Source organism: Kitasatospora sp. NPDC001660, from assembly GCF_053596725.1.
The window spans coordinates 23,691-44,907 of record NZ_JBSFGU010000020.1 but is presented as its reverse complement, the minus strand read 5'-3'; the positions used below and the strand labels follow the sequence as shown (position 1 = coordinate 44,907).

Annotated in this window: 18 protein-coding genes and 1 riboswitch; of the genes, 9 read left to right on the top strand and 9 right to left on the bottom strand. The window is 73.7% G+C overall.

Going from position 1 to position 21,217, the window contains the following annotated elements:
• Window positions 1-287 precede the first annotated feature (287 nt).
• Both ACWCXH_RS21980 and ACWCXH_RS21975 read left to right on the top strand, forming a co-directional pair.
• Window positions 288-833 (top strand): hypothetical protein, encoded by a 546-nt coding sequence (locus tag ACWCXH_RS21980; protein WP_449803122.1) that lies wholly within the window; start codon window positions 288-290, stop codon window positions 831-833.
• A 149-nt stretch (window positions 834-982) separates the two neighbouring features.
• Window positions 983-1,723 (top strand): (2Fe-2S)-binding protein, encoded by a 741-nt coding sequence (locus tag ACWCXH_RS21975; RefSeq protein WP_449803121.1) that lies wholly within the window; start codon window positions 983-985, stop codon window positions 1,721-1,723.
• A 50-nt stretch (window positions 1,724-1,773) separates the two neighbouring features.
• On the opposite strand, the gene ACWCXH_RS21970 is transcribed toward ACWCXH_RS21975, so the two are convergent.
• Window positions 1,774-2,838 carry a hypothetical protein gene (locus ACWCXH_RS21970; RefSeq protein WP_449803120.1) on the bottom strand — a complete coding sequence of 355 codons (1,065 nt, stop codon included), beginning with the start codon at window positions 2,836-2,838 and terminating at the stop codon, window positions 1,774-1,776.
• Window positions 2,839-2,978: 140 nt separating this feature from the next.
• On the bottom strand, window positions 2,979-4,562 hold the full coding sequence (locus ACWCXH_RS21965) for an alpha-amylase family glycosyl hydrolase (protein ID WP_449803119.1): 1,584 nt from the start codon (window positions 4,560-4,562) through the stop codon (window positions 2,979-2,981).
• A gap of 395 nt (window positions 4,563-4,957) precedes the next feature.
• Between ACWCXH_RS21965 and ACWCXH_RS21960 the strand changes: the two genes are divergently transcribed.
• Complete coding sequence (locus ACWCXH_RS21960; RefSeq protein ID WP_449803118.1) at window positions 4,958-6,409, top strand: sensor histidine kinase; 1,452 nt, start codon at window positions 4,958-4,960, stop codon at window positions 6,407-6,409.
• Window positions 6,410-6,623: 214 nt separating this feature from the next.
• Here the strand turns inward: ACWCXH_RS21960 and ACWCXH_RS21955 are convergent, their stop codons facing one another.
• Window positions 6,624-7,232 (bottom strand): M23 family metallopeptidase, encoded by a 609-nt coding sequence (locus tag ACWCXH_RS21955; protein WP_449803117.1) that lies wholly within the window; start codon window positions 7,230-7,232, stop codon window positions 6,624-6,626.
• Window positions 7,233-7,234: 2 nt separating this feature from the next.
• Window positions 7,235-7,371, bottom strand: a riboswitch (cyclic di-AMP (ydaO/yuaA leader).
• Between the two features lie 354 nt (window positions 7,372-7,725).
• Between ACWCXH_RS21955 and ACWCXH_RS21950 the strand changes: the two genes are divergently transcribed.
• Complete coding sequence (locus tag ACWCXH_RS21950; RefSeq protein WP_449803116.1) at window positions 7,726-9,237, top strand: MFS transporter; 1,512 nt, start codon at window positions 7,726-7,728, stop codon at window positions 9,235-9,237.
• A 46-nt stretch (window positions 9,238-9,283) separates the two neighbouring features.
• Here the strand turns inward: ACWCXH_RS21950 and purB are convergent, their stop codons facing one another.
• The gene (purB, locus tag ACWCXH_RS21945) at window positions 9,284-10,723 is read right to left on the bottom strand and encodes an adenylosuccinate lyase (protein WP_449803115.1); all 1,440 of its coding nucleotides are present in this window, start codon (window positions 10,721-10,723) and stop codon (window positions 9,284-9,286) included.
• Window positions 10,724-10,832: 109 nt separating this feature from the next.
• Here purB and ACWCXH_RS21940 point away from each other — a divergent pair, with 109 nt between their 5' ends.
• A complete protein-coding gene (locus ACWCXH_RS21940; protein WP_449803114.1) occupies window positions 10,833-13,040 on the top strand; it encodes a HelD family protein in 2,208 nt (735 codons plus the stop codon).
• A gap of 20 nt (window positions 13,041-13,060) precedes the next feature.
• Here the strand turns inward: ACWCXH_RS21940 and ACWCXH_RS21935 are convergent, their stop codons facing one another.
• The 3 genes from ACWCXH_RS21935 to ACWCXH_RS21925 all read right to left on the bottom strand — a co-directional run bounded on the left by ACWCXH_RS21935 (window position 13,061) and on the right by ACWCXH_RS21925 (window position 14,798).
• Window positions 13,061-13,516 (bottom strand): MarR family winged helix-turn-helix transcriptional regulator, encoded by a 456-nt coding sequence (locus tag ACWCXH_RS21935; RefSeq protein WP_449803113.1) that lies wholly within the window; start codon window positions 13,514-13,516, stop codon window positions 13,061-13,063.
• A 113-nt stretch (window positions 13,517-13,629) separates the two neighbouring features.
• On the bottom strand, window positions 13,630-14,046 hold the full coding sequence (locus ACWCXH_RS21930) for a DUF3037 domain-containing protein (protein WP_449803112.1): 417 nt from the start codon (window positions 14,044-14,046) through the stop codon (window positions 13,630-13,632).
• Complete coding sequence (locus ACWCXH_RS21925; protein ID WP_449803111.1) at window positions 14,043-14,798, bottom strand: HipA family kinase; 756 nt, start codon at window positions 14,796-14,798, stop codon at window positions 14,043-14,045. Before ACWCXH_RS21925 ends, ACWCXH_RS21930 begins: the two co-directional genes overlap by 4 nt.
• Before the next feature lie 228 nt (window positions 14,799-15,026).
• Here ACWCXH_RS21925 and ACWCXH_RS21920 point away from each other — a divergent pair, with 228 nt between their 5' ends.
• The gene (locus tag ACWCXH_RS21920; protein ID WP_449803110.1) at window positions 15,027-16,385 is read left to right on the top strand and encodes an NAD(P)/FAD-dependent oxidoreductase; all 1,359 of its coding nucleotides are present in this window, start codon (window positions 15,027-15,029) and stop codon (window positions 16,383-16,385) included.
• Window positions 16,386-16,440: 55 nt separating this feature from the next.
• On the opposite strand, the gene ACWCXH_RS21915 is transcribed toward ACWCXH_RS21920, so the two are convergent.
• Together ACWCXH_RS21915 and ACWCXH_RS21910 are read right to left on the bottom strand one after the other, a co-directional pair.
• On the bottom strand, window positions 16,441-16,575 hold the full coding sequence (locus ACWCXH_RS21915) for a hypothetical protein (RefSeq protein ID WP_449803109.1): 135 nt from the start codon (window positions 16,573-16,575) through the stop codon (window positions 16,441-16,443).
• A gap of 326 nt (window positions 16,576-16,901) precedes the next feature.
• Complete coding sequence (locus ACWCXH_RS21910) at window positions 16,902-18,239, bottom strand: aminotransferase class I/II-fold pyridoxal phosphate-dependent enzyme (protein ID WP_449803108.1); 1,338 nt, start codon at window positions 18,237-18,239, stop codon at window positions 16,902-16,904.
• Window positions 18,240-18,274: 35 nt separating this feature from the next.
• On the opposite strand from ACWCXH_RS21910, the gene ACWCXH_RS21905 reads away from it, so the two are divergent.
• From ACWCXH_RS21905 to ACWCXH_RS21895, 3 genes are all read left to right on the top strand, one after another.
• A complete protein-coding gene (locus ACWCXH_RS21905; RefSeq protein WP_449803107.1) occupies window positions 18,275-18,961 on the top strand; it encodes a pyridoxamine 5'-phosphate oxidase family protein in 687 nt (228 codons plus the stop codon).
• Window positions 18,962-18,977: 16 nt separating this feature from the next.
• Window positions 18,978-19,601: an FMN-binding negative transcriptional regulator gene (locus tag ACWCXH_RS21900; RefSeq protein ID WP_449803106.1), complete on the top strand. Its 624-nt coding sequence runs from the start codon at window positions 18,978-18,980 to the stop codon at window positions 19,599-19,601.
• A 203-nt stretch (window positions 19,602-19,804) separates the two neighbouring features.
• Window positions 19,805-21,217, top strand: coding sequence for a sugar porter family MFS transporter (locus tag ACWCXH_RS21895; RefSeq protein ID WP_449803105.1), 1,413 nt, complete (start codon window positions 19,805-19,807; stop codon window positions 21,215-21,217).

Genomic DNA, 21,217 nt, shown 5'->3' with positions numbered 1-21,217 from the left:
TGTTGCCTGATCCCGCGCCCGGCCCCCAGTTCCCCGGGAGGCTGCACACAATGCGCCAGCCGCCCGCGCCGCGAGCGCGGCCGGTTCAACCGGCCCCCCGCCGGGCGGAAGATCAGTACGCACACACCCGGGCCTACGGGCAGGTCTCCCGGGGGAGGCCACCTCCTCCTCGCGGTGGAGCCAACTCCACTCCCCAGCGGGAGGTTTGGCGCCGCCGCAGCGAGCACAGTGGTTCCCGACACATCCGGCCGGCCCGGACCTACCCACCACCCGAGGGAGGACGAACCGTGAACCGCCGCCTCGCCACCGCCGCAGCCGCCTTCTGCATCCTGGCCGCGACCGTCACGGCCGCCGCGCCCGCGAGCGCCACCGTCGACAAACCCTCTGGCAGCTTCGGACCGGTCAGCGTCCACGGCGCCGCGGGAACCGTCCTGACCACCACCTTCGCGGGCTTCCCGGGCGACCGCGTCCGGATCGAGCTGAACGCCCGCGCCGACGTCAACACCGACCCCCGCACCACCCGCGGGCACTTCCACGTCACCCACGTCCACACCGACGGCCGACTGGTCGCCGACTTCGCGGGCGACATCACCTGCCTGGGCGTGGGCGGCCGGGAGGCGATCGCGACCGGGGTCGTGACCAGCGGCGAGGCTCCGTGGTTCCCGGGCCGGACGCCGGTGGGCGCGAAGGTGACGCTCACCGTGCAGAAGCACGGGCGACACGCGGGCCGGGTGGGCTGGGTGTGGGGCATGTTCGGCGCGCCGGTCTCGGACTGCCAGGGCACGATAGCGTTCCTCCCCACCACCAGCGGCGGCTTCACCGTCCGGGGATGACCCCGCCGGGCCGCCCGACCGACCTCGGAGGCCCGCCCGATGACCGCCCGCACCACCCGGCCCAGCACCACCCGGCCCCACAGCACCCAGCCCGACTCCGAACTCCCCGACCAGAGCGCGGGGTTCACCGGCCACACAGGGGATGCCCGGTGAGCCCCGCGCCCGCGCCCGCGCCCGACCTCCGCCGACTCGCGGCCGTCGGCCCGTACTTCGCCCTCGACGCCGCCGCCTCCGCCGGCGACGCCCCGCCCCCGGGCTACCGGCCGCTGCACGAGCTGCACGACGGCGGGCCGGACGGGCCGCTGGCCGCGCGGGTGCACGTCGTGGCACAGCGGCTCGGCACCGCCGAACTCCGGGTCGCCGCGTCGATCCTGCACCTGGGCCTGGTCGCGCGCTTCTGGTCGGTGGGCGTGGGCGCGGCCGTCCTTCTCGGGGCGGTGCCGCCGCTGGAGCGGGCGTGGATGCGGATCCCCGATCAGGGGCCGATCGACCTGTGGACGCCGCAAAGCCCACCCGCCACCGGACCGCTCGCGGAGCAGCTCCACGAGGTCGTCCTCACGGGACAGTTGGAGCCCCTGGCCGAAGCCGTTCGGTCGATCGTCCCGCTCTCCGGGCGCCTGCTCCTCGGCAACTCCGCATCCGCTCTCGCCGGCACCCTGCGCGTGCTGGACGGGCACGCCCCGACCGCCGCCCGCACGCTGGTGGCCGAGTTGCTGGACCGCCCGCCCTTCGCCGGCACGGGCACGCTCCGCACCGGCCCGCACGGCACGGCGTTCCGGCGCCGCAGCTGCTGCCTGTACTACCGCGTGGGGCCGGGCGCCGGTGTGTGCGGCGACTGCTGCTTCACCCGCCCGCCGTCGCACACGCAGTCCCGGGGCCTTCGGACCTGAAGGTCATCACGCCTCCTCCGGCAGGCCAGTCGCACCCGCACCAGATGGTGTCAGACCGCGACCGCTTCCTCCATCTCCTCCTCGGCCTCCGCCTCCGCCCGCGGGGCCTCGACCGGACGGTGCCCACGCCGCTCGTGCATCGCCGCGGCCACCATCGCCGCCCCGCCGAGCAGCAGCCACACCACGAGGGTCACGACGTGCCCGCCGAGGCCCGCCCCGCCGTCGAAGTAGAGGATGCTGCGCGCGCCCTCCAGGAAGCCCGCACCGGTCCAGAAGCCGTGCAGGGCGCCGAAGAAGCCGTTCTGCAGCTCGGGGCGGTAAATGCCGCCGGAGGTCGTGAAGTTGAGCATCACGAACAGGACCATCATCGTCAGCGTGGTCCACTTCTTCAGGAAGGTGTGCAGACCGATCCCGACGAAGATCACGCCGGCCGAGTAGAGCCAGCCCAGCGCCCACACCGCCGCCGTGTCGTGGTCGACCACGTGGAAGAGCGGACCGGCGGTGACGATCCCGATCACGCTCACCACCAGCGAGACGGCGAGGCCGACGAGCGCCCGGATCCGCGCGCTCAGCGCCGCACCCGCCGCGCCGATCACGGCGACGCTCGCGTACGAGCCGATGCTCAGCGCCACGAGCAGGAAGAACAGGCCCTGCCCGGTCGGGTCGCCCTTGGCGGGCGTCGTGAGGTCGGTGACGTGCAGCGGCACGCCCTGCCGGTCGGTGACGTCGGTGAACACGGCGGTGGCGGCGACGACCGAGGTGTCCGAGTTGCCCTTGGCGACGATCAGCTCGGGGCTCCTGGCGTCCGGGACGAACGCGCCGACCAGGTCGCGCTCCTTCAGCTGCTGCTCGGCGGCGGCGCGGTCGGGCAGCGTGCGGACGTCGAGGGCGTCCCCGGCCTTGGCCTGGATCGTCTGCGCGAGGCCCTGCGCCTGCGGGCCGGCGCCGACGACGGCGACCTCGAGGTGGTGCGGCTCGGGCTGGTGGAAGGCGCCCTGGTAAGCGAGTGCCATGCCGAGGCACATCAGCAGCGGGGTGATCAGGTGGACGGCGAGGTGTTTGAGCGAGTGCCCCATGGTGGGCGCTGCGGCGGGGTTCCGGGGTGTGGTGCTCATGGCGTTCGTACCGTCCTCCGATGACGCTGTGCTACGTGCGTGGCAAATACAACCAATGAAGGTGGTAAATGCAACCATCTATGGATGTACCTTACAACCATCCAGCACGGATCGGAAGCCGACCCGCCCCCCCCGAGGGCTCACACCAGCTCGAACACCCCGTACCCGAATCCGTCCGCCCGCAGCTCCCCGTCCGACACGCGCACGCCCTGCACCTCCAGCGGCCGCACCGCCACACCGTCCCCCAGCGGCACCGCGCCCGGCTCGCGCCGCGGGTTGACGGCCACCAGGTACCGCCCCGCCCGCGTGTACACCAGCGGGTACCCGGCGTTCCGCACCTCCACCCCGCCCGACGCGCCCAGCCCCGGGTGCGCCCGGCGCAGCGCGATCAGGCGCCGGACGGTGTGCAACAGCGAGGTCGGGTCGGCGCGCTGGGTGAGCACGTCCGGCCGGTGCGGGTCCGGGTCGACCGGCAGGTAGAGGCGCTCGGGCGCAGCGCTGGAGAAGCCGGCGGTCGGGCCCGGGCTCCACTGCATCGGGGTGCGTGAGCCGGCCCGGTTGTAGCGCGGGCCGAGCGTGCTGCCCTCGGTGTCGGGCAGGCCGGGCACGTAGCGCATGCCGATCTCGTCGCCGTAGTAGACGGCGGGCAGGGTGGGCCAGGTGAGCAGGAACGCGAAGGCGGCCGGGAGTTGCTCAGCGGTGCGCGGGCCGGCGGCGAGACGGGAGAAGTCGTGGTTGGCGGTGGGCAGCACGACGTGGCCGCTGCCCTCGGTGAGCTCGACCGCGGAGCGCCACGCGTCGAGGAACACGCTCGGGGTGCCGCGGCCCTCGGCCGCGAAGTAGCACGCGTCCTGATTCCAGAACTCCTCGACCGTACCGCCGTTGTTGTTCCACAGGGAGCGCAGCGGCAGGCCACGGTCCGCGCCGCCGAAGTGGAGGAAGAAGTCGGCGTGGAAGCCCGCCGAGACGGCGGCGGCCGGGTCGCCCCACTCGGCGAACAGGGCGGCCTGCGGGTGGGCGCGGTCGAGCCAGTCGCGCAGCCCGGTCCAGAGCTTCCTGGTCTCGGTCCGGTCCGGGTCGTCCTTGACCAGCGAGTAGGCCATGTCGACCCGGAAGCCGGCCACGCCGAGGCCGAGCCAGTGGGACATGATGTCGCGCAGCGCCGCACGGTTGGCGCGCGGCCCGTCGGCGTCCACCGGCTGACGCCAGGGCTCGCCGGAACTCGGGCGCGCGTAGCCGAAGTTGAGGGCGGGCTGACAGTCGAAGAAGTTCGGGCGGTAGAAGCCCGGACGGCTGCCGGGCGAGGGGACGAAACCGTCCACCTGCCGGTCGGACCAGATGTAGCGGTGGTCGGCCGGGTCCTCGGCGGCGGCCAGGAACCACGGGTGGCGGTCGGAGGTGTGGCCGGCGACCAGGTCGAACAGGATCCGGATGCCCTTGCGACGGGCGGCCTCGACCAGGGCCACGAGGTCCTCGGTGCTGCCGTAGCGCGGGGCGGGGGCGAGGTAGTCGGTGATGTCGTAGCCGGCGTCGCGGAACGGCGAGGCGAAGCAGGGGTTGAGCCAGACCGTGTCGACGCCGAGCCAGGAGAGGTGGTCGAGGTGCTCGGCGATGCCGGCGAAGTCGCCGATGCCGTCGCCGTCGGAGTCGGCGAAGGTCTGCGGGTAGATCTGGTAGAGGACGGCGTCGGCCAGCCAGTCGGGGCCGGAGCGGGTCGAGGTCATGGGCTGGGTCCTCCTGCCGGGTCCGGGGGCCGGGTTCCCCCGATTCTCGCCGAATCCCGGCCGTCCCGACAGCCCGCCGCACCTGCGGCCATCGCGGCCGTCGACCTCCTGGTGACTGGCACGCGGACCGGGCCTCCCGGCAGTGGAAGGTCACCGACGCCGGCAACGGCCGCTGGTCCGTCGCGGTTCCGGGGACGGACAACGTCCTGGACGTCAACGAACGATTCCGCCGGGAATGTGCGAACGCCTCTCTTGATCTCCGCGTCAGGTGGTTCTCATCGGGGTCTCACGGTCGCGGTGGATCGTGGCCCGACGATGGACACGCACCGGGGGGAAATGGAGCCATGACGGCAAAGGGCGAAGAAAGACCGGACAGGCCACGGTGGTTCGGCCGGATGACACTCCGCGGCCGGCTCGCGCTGTTCACCGCGGCCGCCGTCTCGCTGGCGGTCGTGGCCTGCGCCGTGGCCGGCTGGTTCGTCGCACGCAATGAAATGGTCAACCAGGTCGATCGGACCCTGGCCCGCTCGTGGATGCCGGGCGACCGGCCCCCGAACGGCCAGCAGATCAAGGCCTTGACCGAGTTGTGCCACGGCACGGCCGGGCAGCCGTGGATGCCCAAGGGAGGCATCCTCCCCACGGTGATCGTCGCCGACGGCACCTCCTGCCCGCAGAACGACCCCCGCGCCGTGGCCGTCGCCCCGGAGGACCTCCAGATCGCGGGGAGCGGGAGCACCGGAGCGCACGCCGCCTCGCTGTTCCGCGACGGCCAGACCGCCGACGGCACCCCGGTGCGCGTCTACGTGGTCAGCATCGGCCCCGCGGGGTTCGGCGAGGCCGTACCCACCGCCGCCGTGGCGATCGCCCAGCCGCTCGAACCGGTGCAGGACGCGCTCACCGAACTCGCCCTGATCACCGCCGGCGCCGCGGCCGTCGTCATCGCGCTCGCCGCCGCGGGCGCCTTGTGGATCGCCCGCACCGCCCTGCGCCCGGTCGACCGCCTCACCCGCGCGGCCCAGCACATCGCCCGCACCCAGGAGCCGGGCATGACGATCGAGGTGTCCGGCCACGACGAGATCGCCCGGTTCGGCGAGGCCTTCAACGCGATGAGCACCGCCCTCGTCGGCTCGCTGGACAGCCAGGCCCGGCTCATCGCCGACGCCGGCCACGAACTGCGCACCCCACTGGCCTCCGTGCGCACCAACGTCGACCTGCTGATCCGCAGCGAGGAGTCCGGCCGCCCGCTGCCCGAGGCGACCCGCACCCGGATCCTCGGCAACATGAAGGCGCAGATGACGGAACTCTCCACCCTCATCGGCGACCTGCTCGAACTCTCCCGCCCGGCCGACGCCCGCGGCGCGAAGCCGCTGCCCCTCGTCGCCCTGCACGACGTCGCCGCCCGCGCCGTCGAACGGGCCGAACTGCGCGGCCCCGGGCTCGCCTTCACCGTCGACCTGGACCCCTGGTACGTCCGCGCCGACCCGCACGCACTGGAGCGCGCCGTGATCAACCTGCTCGACAACGCGGTGAAGTTCAGCCCGCCGGGGGGACGGATCGACGTCTCGCTGACGAACGGCGCGCTCGCCGTCCGCGACCGGGGCCCCGGCATCGCCGCCGAGGACCTCCCGCACGTCTTCGACCGCTTCTGGCGCTCCCCGTCCGCCCGCCAACTGCCCGGATCCGGCCTGGGACTGGCGATCGTCGCCCGCACCGTCCGTGCCACCGGCGGCGAGGTGACGCTCGCGCCCGACGGTGCCGCCGGCGGCACCGTCGCGACGGTCCGGCTGCCGGGCGCTCCGACACCTCCGCCGAAGACGCCCCCGCGGCACGGGTCCGGTCAGGGCTGACCCGGGGGCCGGGAGAGCCCGGAACGGCAGCGGCCGGCCCGGCTCGCGAGGAAGGTCTCGCGAGCCGGGCCGGCCTGGGCGTGTCCCGCGCCCATGTCCGCCGGTGCGGCGATCACCGGTCGAGCGGTCACCCGACATGACCATCCCGGTTGATCGTTTCGCCCCGCACCCGCGGTGGTCCGTCGCCCCGTCAGGGGCATCACCCCGTCAAGGGTCAGAGCGCGACGCCGTGCGCCCGGAGGTAGGTGACCGGGTTGATGTCCGAGCCGTACTCCGGCCCGGTGCGGATCTCGAAGTGCAGGTGCGGGCCGGTGACGTTGCCGGTCGCACCGGAGAGGCCGAGCTGCTGGCCGACGGTCACGGCCCGACCGACCGACACGCCGATCGAGGAGAGGTGCGCGTACTGCGCGTACTTGCCGTCGGCGAGCCGGATCTCGACCTCGTTGCCGTAGGCGCCGCCGTTGCCGGCCTTCACCACGACACCGCCGGCGACGGCGCGCACCGGGGTACCGGTGGAGCAGATGAAGTCCTGGCCGGTGTGGTGGCCGGAGGCCCACATCGTGCCGGCCACGCCGTACGCCTCGCCCAGCACCGGCTTGGCGAGCGGGGCGACGTAACCGGAGGTGACCGCGGCGGCCGGAGCGGCGGCGACCGCCTTGGCGGGCTGGACCACGGCGGCGGACACGACAGTGGGGGCGGCGGTGTGGGCCTGGGCGCTCATCGTGGTCACGAGGGGGAGGACGAAGGAGACCCCGGTCACGGCGGTGGCGATGCCGATGCGGGCGGCGCGGGGCAGGGTGATACGACGAGCCAGTGCAGGCATGGAAGATTCCTCTCCGACGCCTGCGAGGTGAGCTGTCGGGTTCGGGCTGGAGTTGCCCGGCCGCACGCGCGGCTTCACCCCAAGCCGGTCCTGGACTGCCGCGCCCAAAGCGCGGATTCCGGTCCGGCGTCTTACCTGTGGGTCCCCCGCTCCTGCCGTACAGAGCTCAGTTCGAGCCACCGGGCAGCGGCAGGACTCGGCGTTCCACCCGGTGGATCCGTCCGGGCTGGCCGGTCGGTCGCTGAACTAAAACTCATCCGTCCGGGTGAAGCAATGTCGATCTCTCGAACCCACGACAACCCCGCCCTCCGCGATGACGCTCCGAATGATCCGCAATACAGTACGTGCACAATCCATTCACTCCTGGCAGTCGTTCCGCCACTGTGCGCCGATGCGACCACCCCTCCGCGACCACCCGATCACCCGCCGCCATCCCCGAACGCGCCGCCGGTGACCCTTGTCACGTCCACCCCACCGGGCGGAGGATCGGGCCGTGACCACAACCAAGGCCGGCACCCTGCGCCTGGGCACCACGCAGGGACGCTGGGTCCTCCTGGCGACGGTGCTCGGCTCCAGCATGGCGTTGCTCGACAGCACCGTGGTGAACGTCGCCCTGCCCCGCATCGGGGCCGATCTCGGCGCCACCCTCGCGTCCCTGCAGTGGACGCTGAACGCCTATCTGCTGACGCTCGCCGGGCTCATCCTGCTCGGCGGCGCACTCGGCGACCGCTACGGACGGCGCCGGGTGTTCCTGCTCGGCGTGGTCTGGTTCGCCGCCGCCTCCGCGGCCTGCGCCGCCGCGCCGAACATCCAGGTGCTGATCGCCGCGCGCGCCGTCCAGGGCATCGGCGGCGCGCTGCTGACGCCCGGTTCGCTCGCCATGCTCCAGGCGGTCTTCCACCCGGACGACCGCTCGGCCGCGGTCGGACTGTGGTCCGGCCTCGGCGGCGTGTCGGCGGCCGTCGGCCCGTTCGTCGGCGGCTGGCTGGTGGACGGCCCCGGCTGGCGGTGGATCTTCCTGCTCAACCTGCCGCTCGCCGCCGCCGTCATCGCGGTCGCCTCCCGCTACGTCCCCGAGAGCCGGGACGAGAGCGCCTCCGGCCGCTTCGACGTGCTCGGCTCGCTGCTCGCCGCCCTCGCGCTCGGCACCTTCACCTACGCGCTGACGGCGGCCGGCGAGGGCCTCTCCCCCGCCGTCTGGGTCACCGGCGTGCTCGGGCTCGCCCTCGGCGCGGCCTTCCTCGCCGTCGAGCGCCGCGCCCCCGAACCGATGCTGCCGCTCGGCCTGTTCTCCTCACGGCTCTTCACGGCCGTGAACCTGGTGACCCTCTGCGTGTACGCGGCGTTCAGCGGCGTGTTCTTCCTGCTGGTCGTGCAGCTGCAGATCGTCGCCGGCTTCTCGCCGCTGGTCTCCGGTCTGGCCCTGCTCCCGATCACCGTGCTGATGCTGGCGCTGTCCTCGCGCGCCGCACGGCTCGGCAAGCGGATCGGCCCACGGATCCCGCTCACCGTCGGCCCCCTGCTGTGCGCCGCCGGGGTGCTGCTGATGCTGCGCGCCGGCGCCGGATCCTCCTACTGGGCGGACGTCCTGCCCGCCGTCACCGTGATGGGCTGCGGCATGACGCTGCTCGTCGCCCCGCTGACGGCGACCGTCCTCGCGGCCGTCGAGGTGCGGCACGCGGGCATCGCGAGCGGCGTCAACAACGCCGCCGCCCGCGCGGCCGGCCTGCTCGCGGTCGCCGCCCTCCCGGCCCTGGCGGGCCTGAGCGGCGACGCCTACCGGGTGCCGTCCGCCGTCGACGGCGCCTTCCACACCGCGATGCTGATCTGCGCCGGGCTCCTGACGGCGGGCGCGCTCACCGCCTTCGCCACCGTCCGCGGCAACGTGCTGGCCCCCGAGGACCATCCGGTCGCCGAGCCGGACACCGAGTGGTGCTGCGGTACCACCCCGCCCCTCGACCCCGGCCACGTCCACACGCACGAGGGCCCCGCCACCGGTCCTTGAGTGGCAGAGCCCTCGGCAACCTGACACTGCGTCAGGGAATGCTGCGTCAGAGAATGTCGCCCGGCGCGTACTTGGCCGCCTCCGGGTAGGCCGCGGCGACGGCCTCGACCTGGCGGACGACCTCGGCCACCTGCGCCCCGGCCGCGCCGGTGAAGGACAGCCTGTCGGCCAGCAACGCGTCCAGCGCGGCCCGGTCCAGCGGGATCCGCTCGTCGGCGGCCAGACGGTCCAGCAGCTCGTTCTCCCGGGCGCCCGCACGCATCGCGAGGGCGGAGGCGACGGCGTGCTCCTTGATGACCTCGTGGCCGGTCTCCCGGCCGACGCCCGCGCGCACCGCGCCCATCAGCACCTTGGTGGTGGCGAGGAACGGCAGGTAGCGGTCCAGCTCGGCCTCGATGACGGCCGGGAAGGCGCCGAACTCGTCGAGGACGGTCAGGAAGGTCTCCAGCAGGCCGTCGAAGGCGAAGAACGCGTCCGGCAGCGCGACCCGGCGCACCACCGAGCAGGAGACGTCGCCCTCGTTCCACTGGTCGCCGGCCAGCTCGCCGGTCATCGACGCGTAGCCGCGCAGGATGACGGCCAGGCCGTTGACGCGCTCGCAGGAGCGGGTGTTCATCTTGTGCGGCATCGCGGAGGAGCCGACCTGACCCTCCTTGAAGCCCTCCGTCACCAGCTCGTGGCCGGCCATCAGGCGGATGGTCTTGGCCAGGCTGGACGGCGCGGCGGCCAGCTGGACGAGGGCGGTGAGCACCTCGAAGTCCAGCGAGCGCGGGTAGACCTGGCCGACGCTGGTGAGCACGTTCTCGAAGCCGAGGTGCCCGGCGACCCGGCGCTCCAGCTCGGCCAGCTTCCCGGTGTCGCCCCCCAGCAGGTCCAGCATGTCCTGGGCGGTGCCGACCGGGCCCTTGATCCCGCGCAGCGGGTAGCGGGCGATCAGCTCCTCCAGTCGGCGGAAGGCGACCAGCAGCTCGTCGGCGATCGACGCGAAGCGCTTGCCCAGCGTGGTGGCCTGCGCGGCGACGTTGTGCGAGCGGCCGGCCATGACCAGCTCGGAGTGGAGCGCGGCCAGCCGGGCCAGGCGCACCAGCACGGCCACCGTGCGGTCGCGCACGTGCTCGAGCGACTGGCGGATCTGCAGCTGCTCGACGTTCTCGGTCAGATCCCGCGAGGTCATGCCCTTGTGGATCTGCTCGTGGCCGGCGAGCTCGCTGAACTCCTCGATCCGGGCCTTGACGTCGTGCCGGGTGACCCGCTCGCGGGCGGCGATCGAGCCGAGGTCGACCTGGTCGATCACCCGCTCGTAGTCGGCGACGGCGTTCGACGGCACCTCGACACCGAGGTCCTGCTGGGCCTTCAGGACGGCGAGCCACAGGTGGCGCTCGAGGACCACCTTGTGCTCGGGGGACCAGAGCTGGGCCAGGGTCGCAGAGGCGTACCGGGAGGCCAGGACATTGGGGATCTGGGGCTTCGCGCTCACGCTTCGCAAGCCTAACAGCCGAGGTCACGCCGGACGTCGGCGGATGGGGTAGGTTGGGCCAGTTGAGCGCCTTTTATATGAAGCGCTACAACCTTCTCACCGCAAGGATACCACACCGATGCATGGAACTCCAGCGGAACCGCCCCTCACCGAAGCCCCGGCCCCCGAAGACCCGGACCCGGAAACCACCCTCGCCGAGGCCCTGCGCACCGAACAGGCCCGCCTCACCCGGCTCTACGCCCGCCTGGACACCGTCCGCGAGCGGGCCCGCCGCACCCGCGACCACGCCCACGACGGGGTCGGCGCGGGCGGCACCCACCAAGCGCGGCTCGAACGCGAGGCACGCGCCCGCGAGGCCGCGCGCCGGGCCGCGCAGCTGGAGGCCGTCGAGCGCGGCCTCTGCTTCGGCCGGCTGGACGAACGCGACGGCACCGTCCACTACATCGGCCGCACCGGCCTGGCCGACGACGCCTACGAACCCCTCCTCCTCGACTGGCGCACCCCCGCCGCCCGGCCCTTCTACACCGCCACCCCCGCCGACCCCGGCGAGGTCGTCCGCCGCCGCCACCTGCACACCCGCGGCCGCGTCCTCACCGGCCTCGACGACGAGGCGCTCGACCTGGCCCGCCTGGCCGGCTCCGGGCCGGACGCGCCGCACCAGCGACCCGTCCTCGTCGGCGAGGCCGCCCTGCTCGCCGCCCTCGCCCGCGAGCGCACCGGCAAGATGGCCGGCGCCGTCGCCACCATCCAGGCCGAGCAGGACCGCGTCATCCGCGCCCCACTGCCCGGCGCGCTGGTCGTCCAGGGCGGCCCCGGCACCGGCAAGACCCTCACCGCCCTGCACCGCGCCGCCTACCTGCTGTTCACCCACCGCGCCGCGCTCGAACGCCGGGGCGTCCTCGTCATCGGCCCGGGCGCGGGCTTCCTGCGCTACATCGACGAGGTGCTGCCGGCCCTCGGCGAGGCCGAGGTCGTGCTGCGCACCGTCGGCGAGCTCCACCCCGGCGTCACCGCCAACACCGCCGACCGGGCCGCCACCGCCGTCGCCAAGGGCGGCCCGTGGATGCCCGGGCTCCTCCGCCGCGCCGTCGCCGCCCACCAGTGCGCCCCCGCCGACGGCCTGGACCTGGGCGACGGCCTGCGCCTGTCCGCCCGCGCCTGCGCCGAGGCCCGGGACGCCGCCCGCGCCCTGCGTCTCCCGCACAACCGGGCCCGCACGTTCTACCTGCGCACCCTGCTCGACGCCCTCGCCGTCTCCCAGGCGCTCGCCCTCGGCCGCCCGTACGACGACGAGGAGGCCCACTACGCCTCGCGTGAGCTGTGGGACCGCCCGGACGTCCGGGCCGCGCTCGACCCACTGTGGCCGCTGCTCACCCCGGACGTGCTCGTCGACCGGCTCCTCACCGACCCCGCCCTGATCGCCGACCCCGCCGTTCTCGCCGACGTCGACCCCGACCACGCCGCCGCCCTGCTGCGCCCGCCCGGCCGCCCGTGGACGGTCGACGACGTCCCTCTGCTCGACGAGGCCGTCGAACTCCTCGGCGAGCCCGCCCTCACTGCCCGCACCGAGGACGACCCGGACGACGAAATCGCCTACGCCGAAGGCGTGTTGACCATCACCGACCAGACCGACGACGTCCTCCTGGACGCCATCGTGCTGGCCGGCCGCTTCCACGACGACGGCCCGTACCGCTCCACCGCCGAACGCGCCGCCGCGGACCGCACCTGGGCCTACGGCCACGTCATCGTCGACGAGGCCCAGGAACTCTCCGCGATGGCCTGGCGCGCCGTGCTGCGCCGCGTCCCGGCCGCCTCGCTCACCATCGTCGGCGACCTCGACCAGACCGGATCCCCTGCGGGCGCCCGCAGTTGGGCCGAGATGCTCGACCCGCACCTGCCCGGCCGCTGGCGCGAGGAGCGGCTCACGGTCAACTACCGCACGCCCGCACCGATCATGGCCGTCGCCGAAGCCGTCCTGCGCAGCACCGACCCCGACCGGCGACCACCCGAGTCCGTCCGCCCCGGCAGCGAACGCCCGCGCGCCGCCCACGTCCCGGACGCCGACTGGGCCGCCGCCCTGGCCCGCCTGCCCGCCACCGCGGGCACGGTCGGCGTGATCGCCCCGGACGACCTGGCCGACGAGCTCGGCGTCCTGACGGTCGCCGCGTCCAAGGGGCTGGAGTTCGACACCGTCGTGGTGATCGAACCCGCCGCGATCCTCGCCCGGTCCGGCCGGGATCTCTACGTGGCGCTCACCCGCGCGACCCGCGGCCTGACCCTGCTCCACCACGCCCCGCTACCGGAGGCGATCGCCCCGCTCCTGTGACCCGGCGAGGACGGGCGGTGCTACTGCGCGCCGCCCGTCCGGCCGGCCAGCACCGGCAGCACCTGCGCGCAGATCGAGTGCAGGGAGACGCGCTGCTCGTCCGTCATCGCCTCGAACGCCTGGTGGGTGCGCGCCATCTCGCCGCGGATGCGGGTCAGGATGTCCCGGCCCTGGTCCGTGATCACGACGATCTTCACCCGCCGGTCGCCCGCCGCCGCCTCGCGGTGGGCGAGCCCGAGCGACTCCAGCCGGTCGACGATCCCGGTGACGTTGGAGGCGTCACAGCCCAGCCGCCCGGCCAGCGCCCGCATCGGCACCGGCTCCTGCACCGCGCCGAGCGCCTTGGCCTGCGAGGAGGAGAGCCCGTGCCGGGCCGCGGCCGCCGCGAAGTCCTGGAAATACGCGGCGCCGACGGCGGCCAACGCCTCCATCAGCTCGGCGTTGGTCGGTACGGTCGTCGTCGCTGTCGAACCCATGGAACCAGGGTACGGCCGAGTGCTTCAGCAACTCAAGCTTTGACCACGGCAACCGTCGTGGAATCAACCGCTCGGCGAATCGACGGCGCGCACACGGACCGCTCCGAGCGCCGTCAGAGCACCAGCTGGTCGAACAGCCGCCGCAGCTCCGCCTCCGGGTCCGCGGTCAGCCCGGTGTGCACCGGCCCCGGCTGGACGACCGCGCTGCGCGGTGCCGTCAGCCAGCGGAACCGCTGACCCGGGCTGTCCGAAGCCGCCGGACCGGCCTGCGGACCGCCCGCGCACACCGCCTCGATCCCGTGCAGCGCCCGCCGCACCCCGTGCACGTCCGCCACCGGGTCCAGGGCCAGCAGCCGGGCCTGGTCCAGGTGCGTCCGGGCGGCCAGCTGCGCGCTCTGCCGGCAGTACAGCAGCACGCCGACGTTGACGCACTCTCCGCGCTCGACCCGCGGCACGGCACGGATCACGGCGTACTCGTAGTCGTGCAGCTCGACGGTGGCCGGCAGGGCGGGCGGCATCGACGCGGTCATGCGGGAACCTCCGGCAGCCAGTCACGCGGACCGGCCAGTCGCGCGGTCAGCTGGGTGCGGTACGCGGCGCGCACCGCGTCCGGCGAGTCGAAGCCCGGCTCGTCCTCGAGCCAGACGTCCGGGATCCGCGCCACGGCCTGCGCGATCGCCGCCTCGGCGAGCGGCGCGAGGTCCTTGTCCGCCGCCGCGAGGTCCGGTCCGAAGCGCAGCAGCGCATGGTCGGAGGCGTCGTACGGACGGCGGATCCACGCGGCGGCGCCCGCCCAGTTGTGGTGGAAGATCAGGCTCGCGCCGTGGTCGATCAGCCGCAGCCCGCCGGTGGCCACCAGCAGGTTGGGATTCCGCCAGGACCGGTCGACGTTCCCGATCAGCGCGTCGAACCAGAGCACCCGCCCGGCCAGGCCCGCATCGACCTCGAAACACAGCGGATCGAAGTTCAGCGCCCCGCTGACGAACGCCATGCCGAGGTTGGTCCCGCCGCTGGCCCGCATCTGGTCCTGGATCTGCGGATCCGGCTCGCTGCGCGCGAGCACCGGGTCCAGGTCGACCGTCACCAGCTCCGGCACCGGCAGCCCGAGCCGCCGGCCCAGCTCGCCGGCCAGCACCTCCGCGACCAGCGCCTTGCGCCCCTGCGCGGCACCGACCCACTTCAGCGCGTACAGCCGCCGGTCGTCGGCCTCGACCAGGCCGGGCATCGAACCGCCTTCTCGCAGTGGCGTCACGTACCGGACCGCCGTCACCTCGGGTAGCACACCAACACCCTATCGGTGCCCCGCCAAAACCCCACCCGCCACCCACGCCCGCCCCCGACCGCCTCACCCGCCGATGGCAACCAGCCCTGCCCCCAACCCCCGAGCCCCGAGCCCCGTGCAGCGGCCCCATCCGCCCCGCCCCGGTGGCAGCCGCCGCTGCTCCGTGCGAGTGTGGCGAAGAGCAATGAGCACCCTCCCGGTACGACCTGCACGGTAAAGGGATGAGCGATGGAACGACCCCGGATCCTGATCGTGGGCGGTGGCTTCGCCGGCCTGGAGTGCGCCCGCCGCCTCGAACACAAACTGGCGCCCTCCGAGGCCGAGATATCGCTGGTCACGCCGTTCAGCTACCAGCTCTACCTGCCGCTGCTGCCGCACGTCGCCGCCGGCGTCCTGACCCCGCAGTCCGTGGCGGTCTCGCTGCGCCGCAGCCTGCGCCGGACCCACATCGTCCCCGGCGGTGCCATCGGTGTGGACCCGGTGTCCAAGGTCTGCGTCGTCCGGAAGATCACCGACGAGGTGATCGCGCTGAAGTACGACATCCTCGTGCTCGCCCCCGGCAGCGTCACCCGCACGTTCGACATCCCGGGCCTCACCGACTACGCCCGCGGCATGAAGACGCTCGCCGAGGCCGTCTACGTCCGCGACCACGTGATCGCCCAACTCGACCTCGCCTCCACCACCCTGGACCAGAACGAGCGCGAGTCCCGCCTGCAGTTCGTCGTGGTCGGCGGCGGCTACGCGGGCACCGAGACGGCCGCCTGCCTGCAGCGCCTCACCACCGCCGCGGCCCGCCGCTACCCGCGCCTGGACTCCCGCCAGATCAAGTGGCACCTGATCGACATCGCCCCGAAGCTCATGCCCGAGCTCGGCGACGTCCTCGGCACGGCCGCCCTGGAGGTGCTGCGGGGGCGCGGCATCGAGGTGTCGCTGGGCGTCTCGGTGGCCGAAGTCGGCGCCGAGTCGGTCAAGTTCACCGACGGCCGGGTGCTCCCCTGCCGGACGCTGATCTGGACGGCGGGCGTCACCGCGAGCCCGCTGATCGGCACGCTGGACGCGGAGACGGTCCGGGGCCGGGTCGCGGTGACGGCGGAGATGCGGGTGCCCCAGTTCGAGGGCGTGTTCGCGCTGGGCGACGCCGCGGCCGTCCCGGACCTCGCCAAGGGCGACGGCGCGGTGTGCCCGCCCACCGCCCAGCACTCCGCCCGGCAGGGCCGCGCGGTGGCGAACAACGTGATCGCCTTGCTCCACCACCAGCCGCTGGAGCCTTACTACCACAAGGACTTGGGCCTGGTGGTGGACCTGGGCGGCAAGGACGCGGTGTCCAAGCCGGTCGGCGTCGACCTGCGCGGGGTGCCGGCCCAACTGGTGGCCCGCGGCTACCACCTGATGGCGATGCGCACCAACGCGGCGAAGTTCCGGGTGGGCGCCAACTGGCTGCTGAACGCGACCGCCGGCGACGACTTCGTGCGCACCGGCTTCCTCGCCCGCCAGCCCGCCCGAATGCACGACTTCGAGTACACCGACGCCTACTTGACGAAGGATCAGGTCCGCGCTCACGCCCAGGCCCTGCTCGCCAAGGGCTGACACAGCCGAAGGCCCCTCGCCCCCGTTCACGCGGGAGGCGAGGGGCCGCGTCACGTCACTCGGCGGTCAGGTGCATCCCGCTCGCGTCCTGCCCCGCCGTGTTGCGGCACGCGTAGTTCCCGGTGGTCCGCGCCCACAGCTGGGCCAGGCAACTCCCCAGCGCCTGCTGCCGGTAGTAGTTCGGGTGCATCGACTCCTGCAGCGCGCCCTGGGTGGTGTTGAGCCCGCCGTCGAGGAAGCGCGCCGGCGCCGCTGGACGCGCGGAAGACGTTGTCGGTGACGGCCCCCGAGCAGGCCAGGTTGATCTGCTTGTCGGCCACCGCGGACGCGCCGATCACCTCGGCGACGTCCGAGCGGTCGCAGCCGCTCGCGGCGGTGGCGCCGTAGACGGTGCTCGGGTCGTACGAACTCCCCGTCCAAGCAAGGTCGGTGCCGGTCCGGCTGCGCGGGCCGCTACCGCCCACGCCCCGCTCGCACGAGCCGCGAGCCACAACCCGCGATCCGCCCACGCCCCGCTCACACGAGCCGCGACCCGCCCCCGCCCCCGCCCGCGCCGAGCACAGCGGCGAGGTCCTCGGCCAACTGCGGCGCCTCGGCCGGCCGGAGGTCGGCCGTGGTGATCCGGATCCCGGGCGGCGACTGGAGCCGGTACCGCGCGCCGGGCGCCGCGACCCACCCGCGCTGCACCAGCGCGGTGAGCACGGAGGTCTCGTCCGGCACCGGCACCCAGACGTTCAGCCCGCTCTCGCCGTGCGCCGCGATCCCGCGCACCGCCAGCTCGCCGAGCAGCGCGTCCCGGCGGGCCCGGTAGGCGGCGGCCACGCTGGCGACGGGCGCCGCATCGGTGCGCCAGAGCTCGGCGACGGTCCGCTGGAGCAGGTGGCTGACCCAGCCCGCGCCGAGCCGCAGCCGCCCGGAGACCCGCCCGATGGTGTCCTCGTCGCCGACCGCGACCGACAGTCGCAGGTCGGGTCCGTACGCCTTGGCAGCCGAACGCACGACCGCCCAGTGCCGCGAACCGGCGCCGGCCAGCGGGTGGTAGGGCTGGTCGACCATGCCGTGCCCGTGGTCGTCCTCGATCAGCAGCACGCCGGCGTGTCCGGCCAGCACCCCCCGCAACGCCTCGGCCCGGGCGGCGGTGAGCGCCGCCCCGGTCGGGTTCTGCGCCCGGCTAGTGACGATGACGGCGCGCGCGCCCTCGTCGAGCGCCGCGGCGAGCGACTCGGGCAGCGGGCCCTCGTCGTCCAACCGGACGGGTGCGGGCCGCAGGCCCATCGCCGGCAGCAGGTCGAGCAGGCTGCCCCAGCCCGGATCCTCGACGGCCACCGCGTCGCCGGGGCGCAGCCAGGTGCCGAGGATGCGCTCGACGGCGTCGAGGGAGCCGGAGGCGACGGCGATCGGGCCGCCGGGCAGCCCGTCGGCCTCGAAGGAGGCGCGGGCGAGGGCGAGCAGCCCGGGGTCGATGGCGGGGTGCCCGTAGAGGACGGGTTCGGGGCCCGCCGCCGCGGCCAGGAGCGCCGGGGCGAGGTCGGGCAGGAGGGCCGGGTCGGGGTTGCCGGCGGACAGGTCGCGGGCGTGCGGGGGCACGGGCACGCGGATCTGGTCGCGGGGGGTGAGGGCGGGCCGGGGAAGGATGCGGCTGCCCTTGCGGCCGGCGGTCTCGATCACGCCGCGGTCGCGGAGCAGCCGGTAGGCGGCGGCGACGGTGTTGGGGTTGACGCCGAGCTCGGCGGCGAGGTCGCGCAGCGGGGGGAGCGCGGTTCCGGGCGCGAGCTGCCCGCCGCTGACGCCCCGTTCGATGTGGGCCGCGATTTCGCTGGCGCGTCGCCCTTCCAGCGGATAGTCTCCTAGCACAAAGCAAATTATGCACTAATACATAGGGGTCTGTCATGTCGGTCGCCGCAGAGAATGTCACAGCCGAGACTCCCGAGAGCTACGCCCGCACCCCGCGCACCACCCCCACCCGCTACAAGGACCGCGCCACCTGGGAGCGGGACGCCATCCACGCGATCCTCGACAGCACCTACCTCTGCCACCTCGGCTTCGTCGCCGACGGCGCGCCGGTCGTCCTGCCCACCGTCTACGCCCGCGTCGGCGACCGCCTCTACATCCACGGCTCCACCGGCAGCCGCCCGATGCGCCGCGCCGGCGACGACGGGGGCCTTCGGGTCTGCGTCACCGTCACGCTGGTCGACGCGCTCGTGCTCACCAAGTCCGCGTTCAACCACTCGGTCAACTTCCGCTCGGTGGTCGCCCACGGCACCGCCCACCAGGTCACCGACCCGGAAGAGCTGAACGTCGCGCTGGACGCGCTGGTCGACCAGACCGTCCCGGGCCGCTCCGCCGAGGTCCGCCCGGCCAACGCCAAGGAGCTCGCCGCCACCGCCGTGATCCGCCTCGACCTGGACGAGGTCTCCGCGAAGACCCGCGACGACGGCGCCACCGACGACCCCGACGACGTCGACCTGCCCCACTGGGCCGGTGTCATACCCGTCACCAGCGGCTTCGGCACGCCCGCCCCGACCGCCTCCACCACCGTCGCGATGCCCGCGCACATCCGCGACCTGACCCGCTGACGAAGGCGAACCGGCCATGCTGATCCGCTCATGGGACCGCGGCGACGAGACCGAATGGCGCGCCTGGCTCGCCGAGGGCCGGGACTTCGGCCTGCTCGCCGCGAACGGCGGGCAGGCCGAGGGCCCGGTCCTGGTCCCGACGCACTTCCTCCTCGACGCCGACCGCGGCGAGATCCTGCTCCACCTCGCCGCGCCCAACCCGCTGCTGGCCGCCGTCCGGGCCGACCCGCACGTCACCCTCGCGGTCACCGACGGCTACGCCTTCGCGCCCGGCCACTGGCGCGGCGCACCCGGCACGCCCACCAGCTACTACGCGTCCGTCCACTTCCACTGCACCGCGGAGATCGTGGAGTCGGCCGCGGGCAAGGCGGAGATCCTCAACCGCCAGCTGGCCCACTTCCAGCCCGAGACCCCCGACACCCGGGTCGTCCCGGGCGAGGGCGAGTTCGCCAGGCTGCTCCCGGGCCTGCGCGGGCTGCGCCTGACGGTCCTCCAGGTGCGCGCCAAGTTCAAGTACGACGACAAGAAGCCGGCCGACGCGCAGTACGCGATCGCCGAACGCCTCGCCGAACGCGGCGGCGGCCAGGACGCCCTGGCCCGCACCCAGCTGCTGCGCCGCCACCAGCGACGCACCGTCTGACCATCCAGCACCCTGACACCGGGCCACCACCGCCCGACCGGGACGACCGCGGTCTGACACCGCATCACCCGATCGGCCCGCGAAACCGGGCCTTCGGCCCCCGCCGCTGGTCGAATGTGAGACGAACCCTGCCCGCTCGACGGAACCGGCGCTCCGCGCACCGCCACCCCCGCCGGCCGGGTCCGTCCACTCGGGGAGCGCGCGTGTCCACACTCAACACCCGGTCCGCCCCCGGAGATGCCCACCTCGGACACGTCGTGTTCATCTCCGCGGCCGCGGCGATGGGCGGCTTCCTGTTCGGCTACGACAGCGCCGTGATCAACGGCGCGGTCACCGGCATCCAGAAGCACTTCGGGGTGGGCAACGGCGAGACGGCCTTCGTCGTGGCCATCGCGCTGCTCGGCTCGGCCGCCGGCGCGGTGGCCGCCGGCCGGCTCGCCGACCACCTCGGCCGGGTGCGGACGATGCTGCTGGCCGCGACCCTCTTCGCGATCAGCGGCGTCGGCTCGATGTTCCCGCCGACCATCCAGCTGCTCGCCGCCTGGCGCGTGGTCGGCGGTGTCGCGATCGGCATCGCCTCCGTCATCGCCCCCGCCTACATCGCCGAGGTCGCCCCCACCGCCTACCGCGGCCGGCTCGCGTCGTTCCAGCAGATGGCGATCGTGCTCGGCATCACCGTCTCCCAGCTCGCCAACTGGGCGCTCAACCAGGCCGCCGGCGGCGAGTCCACCGGCCACCTCGGCGGCGTCCAGGCCTGGCAGTGGATGCTCGGCGTGGAGGCCGTCCCGGCGCTGGTGTACGGGCTGATGGCGCTCGCCATCCCGGAGTCGCCGCGCTACCTGATCGCCGACCACCGCGAGGCGCAGGCCCGCAAGGTGCTGCAGGAGGTCGAGGGCGAGGGGGTCGACCTGGACGCCCGGGTCGCGGAGATCCGCGCGGTGCTGGAGTCGACGCGCAAGCCGCGCGCGGAGGACCTGCTCGGCGGCCGCTTCGGCCTGCTGCCGATCGTGTGGGTGGGCATCGGCGCCTCGGTGTTCCAGCAGTTCGTCGGCATCAACGTGATCTTCTACTACTCGTCCTTCCTGTGGCAGTCGGTCGGCATCAACGAGTCCAACTCGCTGCTGATCAGCCTCTCCACCTCGATCATCAACGTGATCGGCACGGTCATCGCGATGGTGCTGGTGGACCGGATCGGCCGCAGGCCGCTCGCTCTCGCCGGCTCGGCCGGCATGGCGCTCGCGCTCGCCGCCGCCGCCTGGGCGTTCTCCTACCGGCACGGCACCGGCGACACCGCGACCCTCGACAACGCCCACGCCACCGTCGCCCTGGTCGCCGCGCACGTCTTCGTGCTCTGCTTCGCGTTCTCCTGGGGCGTCGTGGTCTGGGTGCTGCTCGGCGAGATGTTCCCCAACCGGATCCGCGCCCTCGCCCTGTCCGTCGCCGCCTCGGCCCAGTGGATCGCCAACTGGGCCATCACCGTGAGCTTCCCCGACCTCGCCGACTGGAACCTCTCGGCGACGTACGCCATCTACGCGGCCTTCGCCCTGCTCTCCATCCCGTTCGTGGCCTTCTGCATCAAGGAGACCAAGGGCCGCGCCCTGGAGGAGATGGGCTGA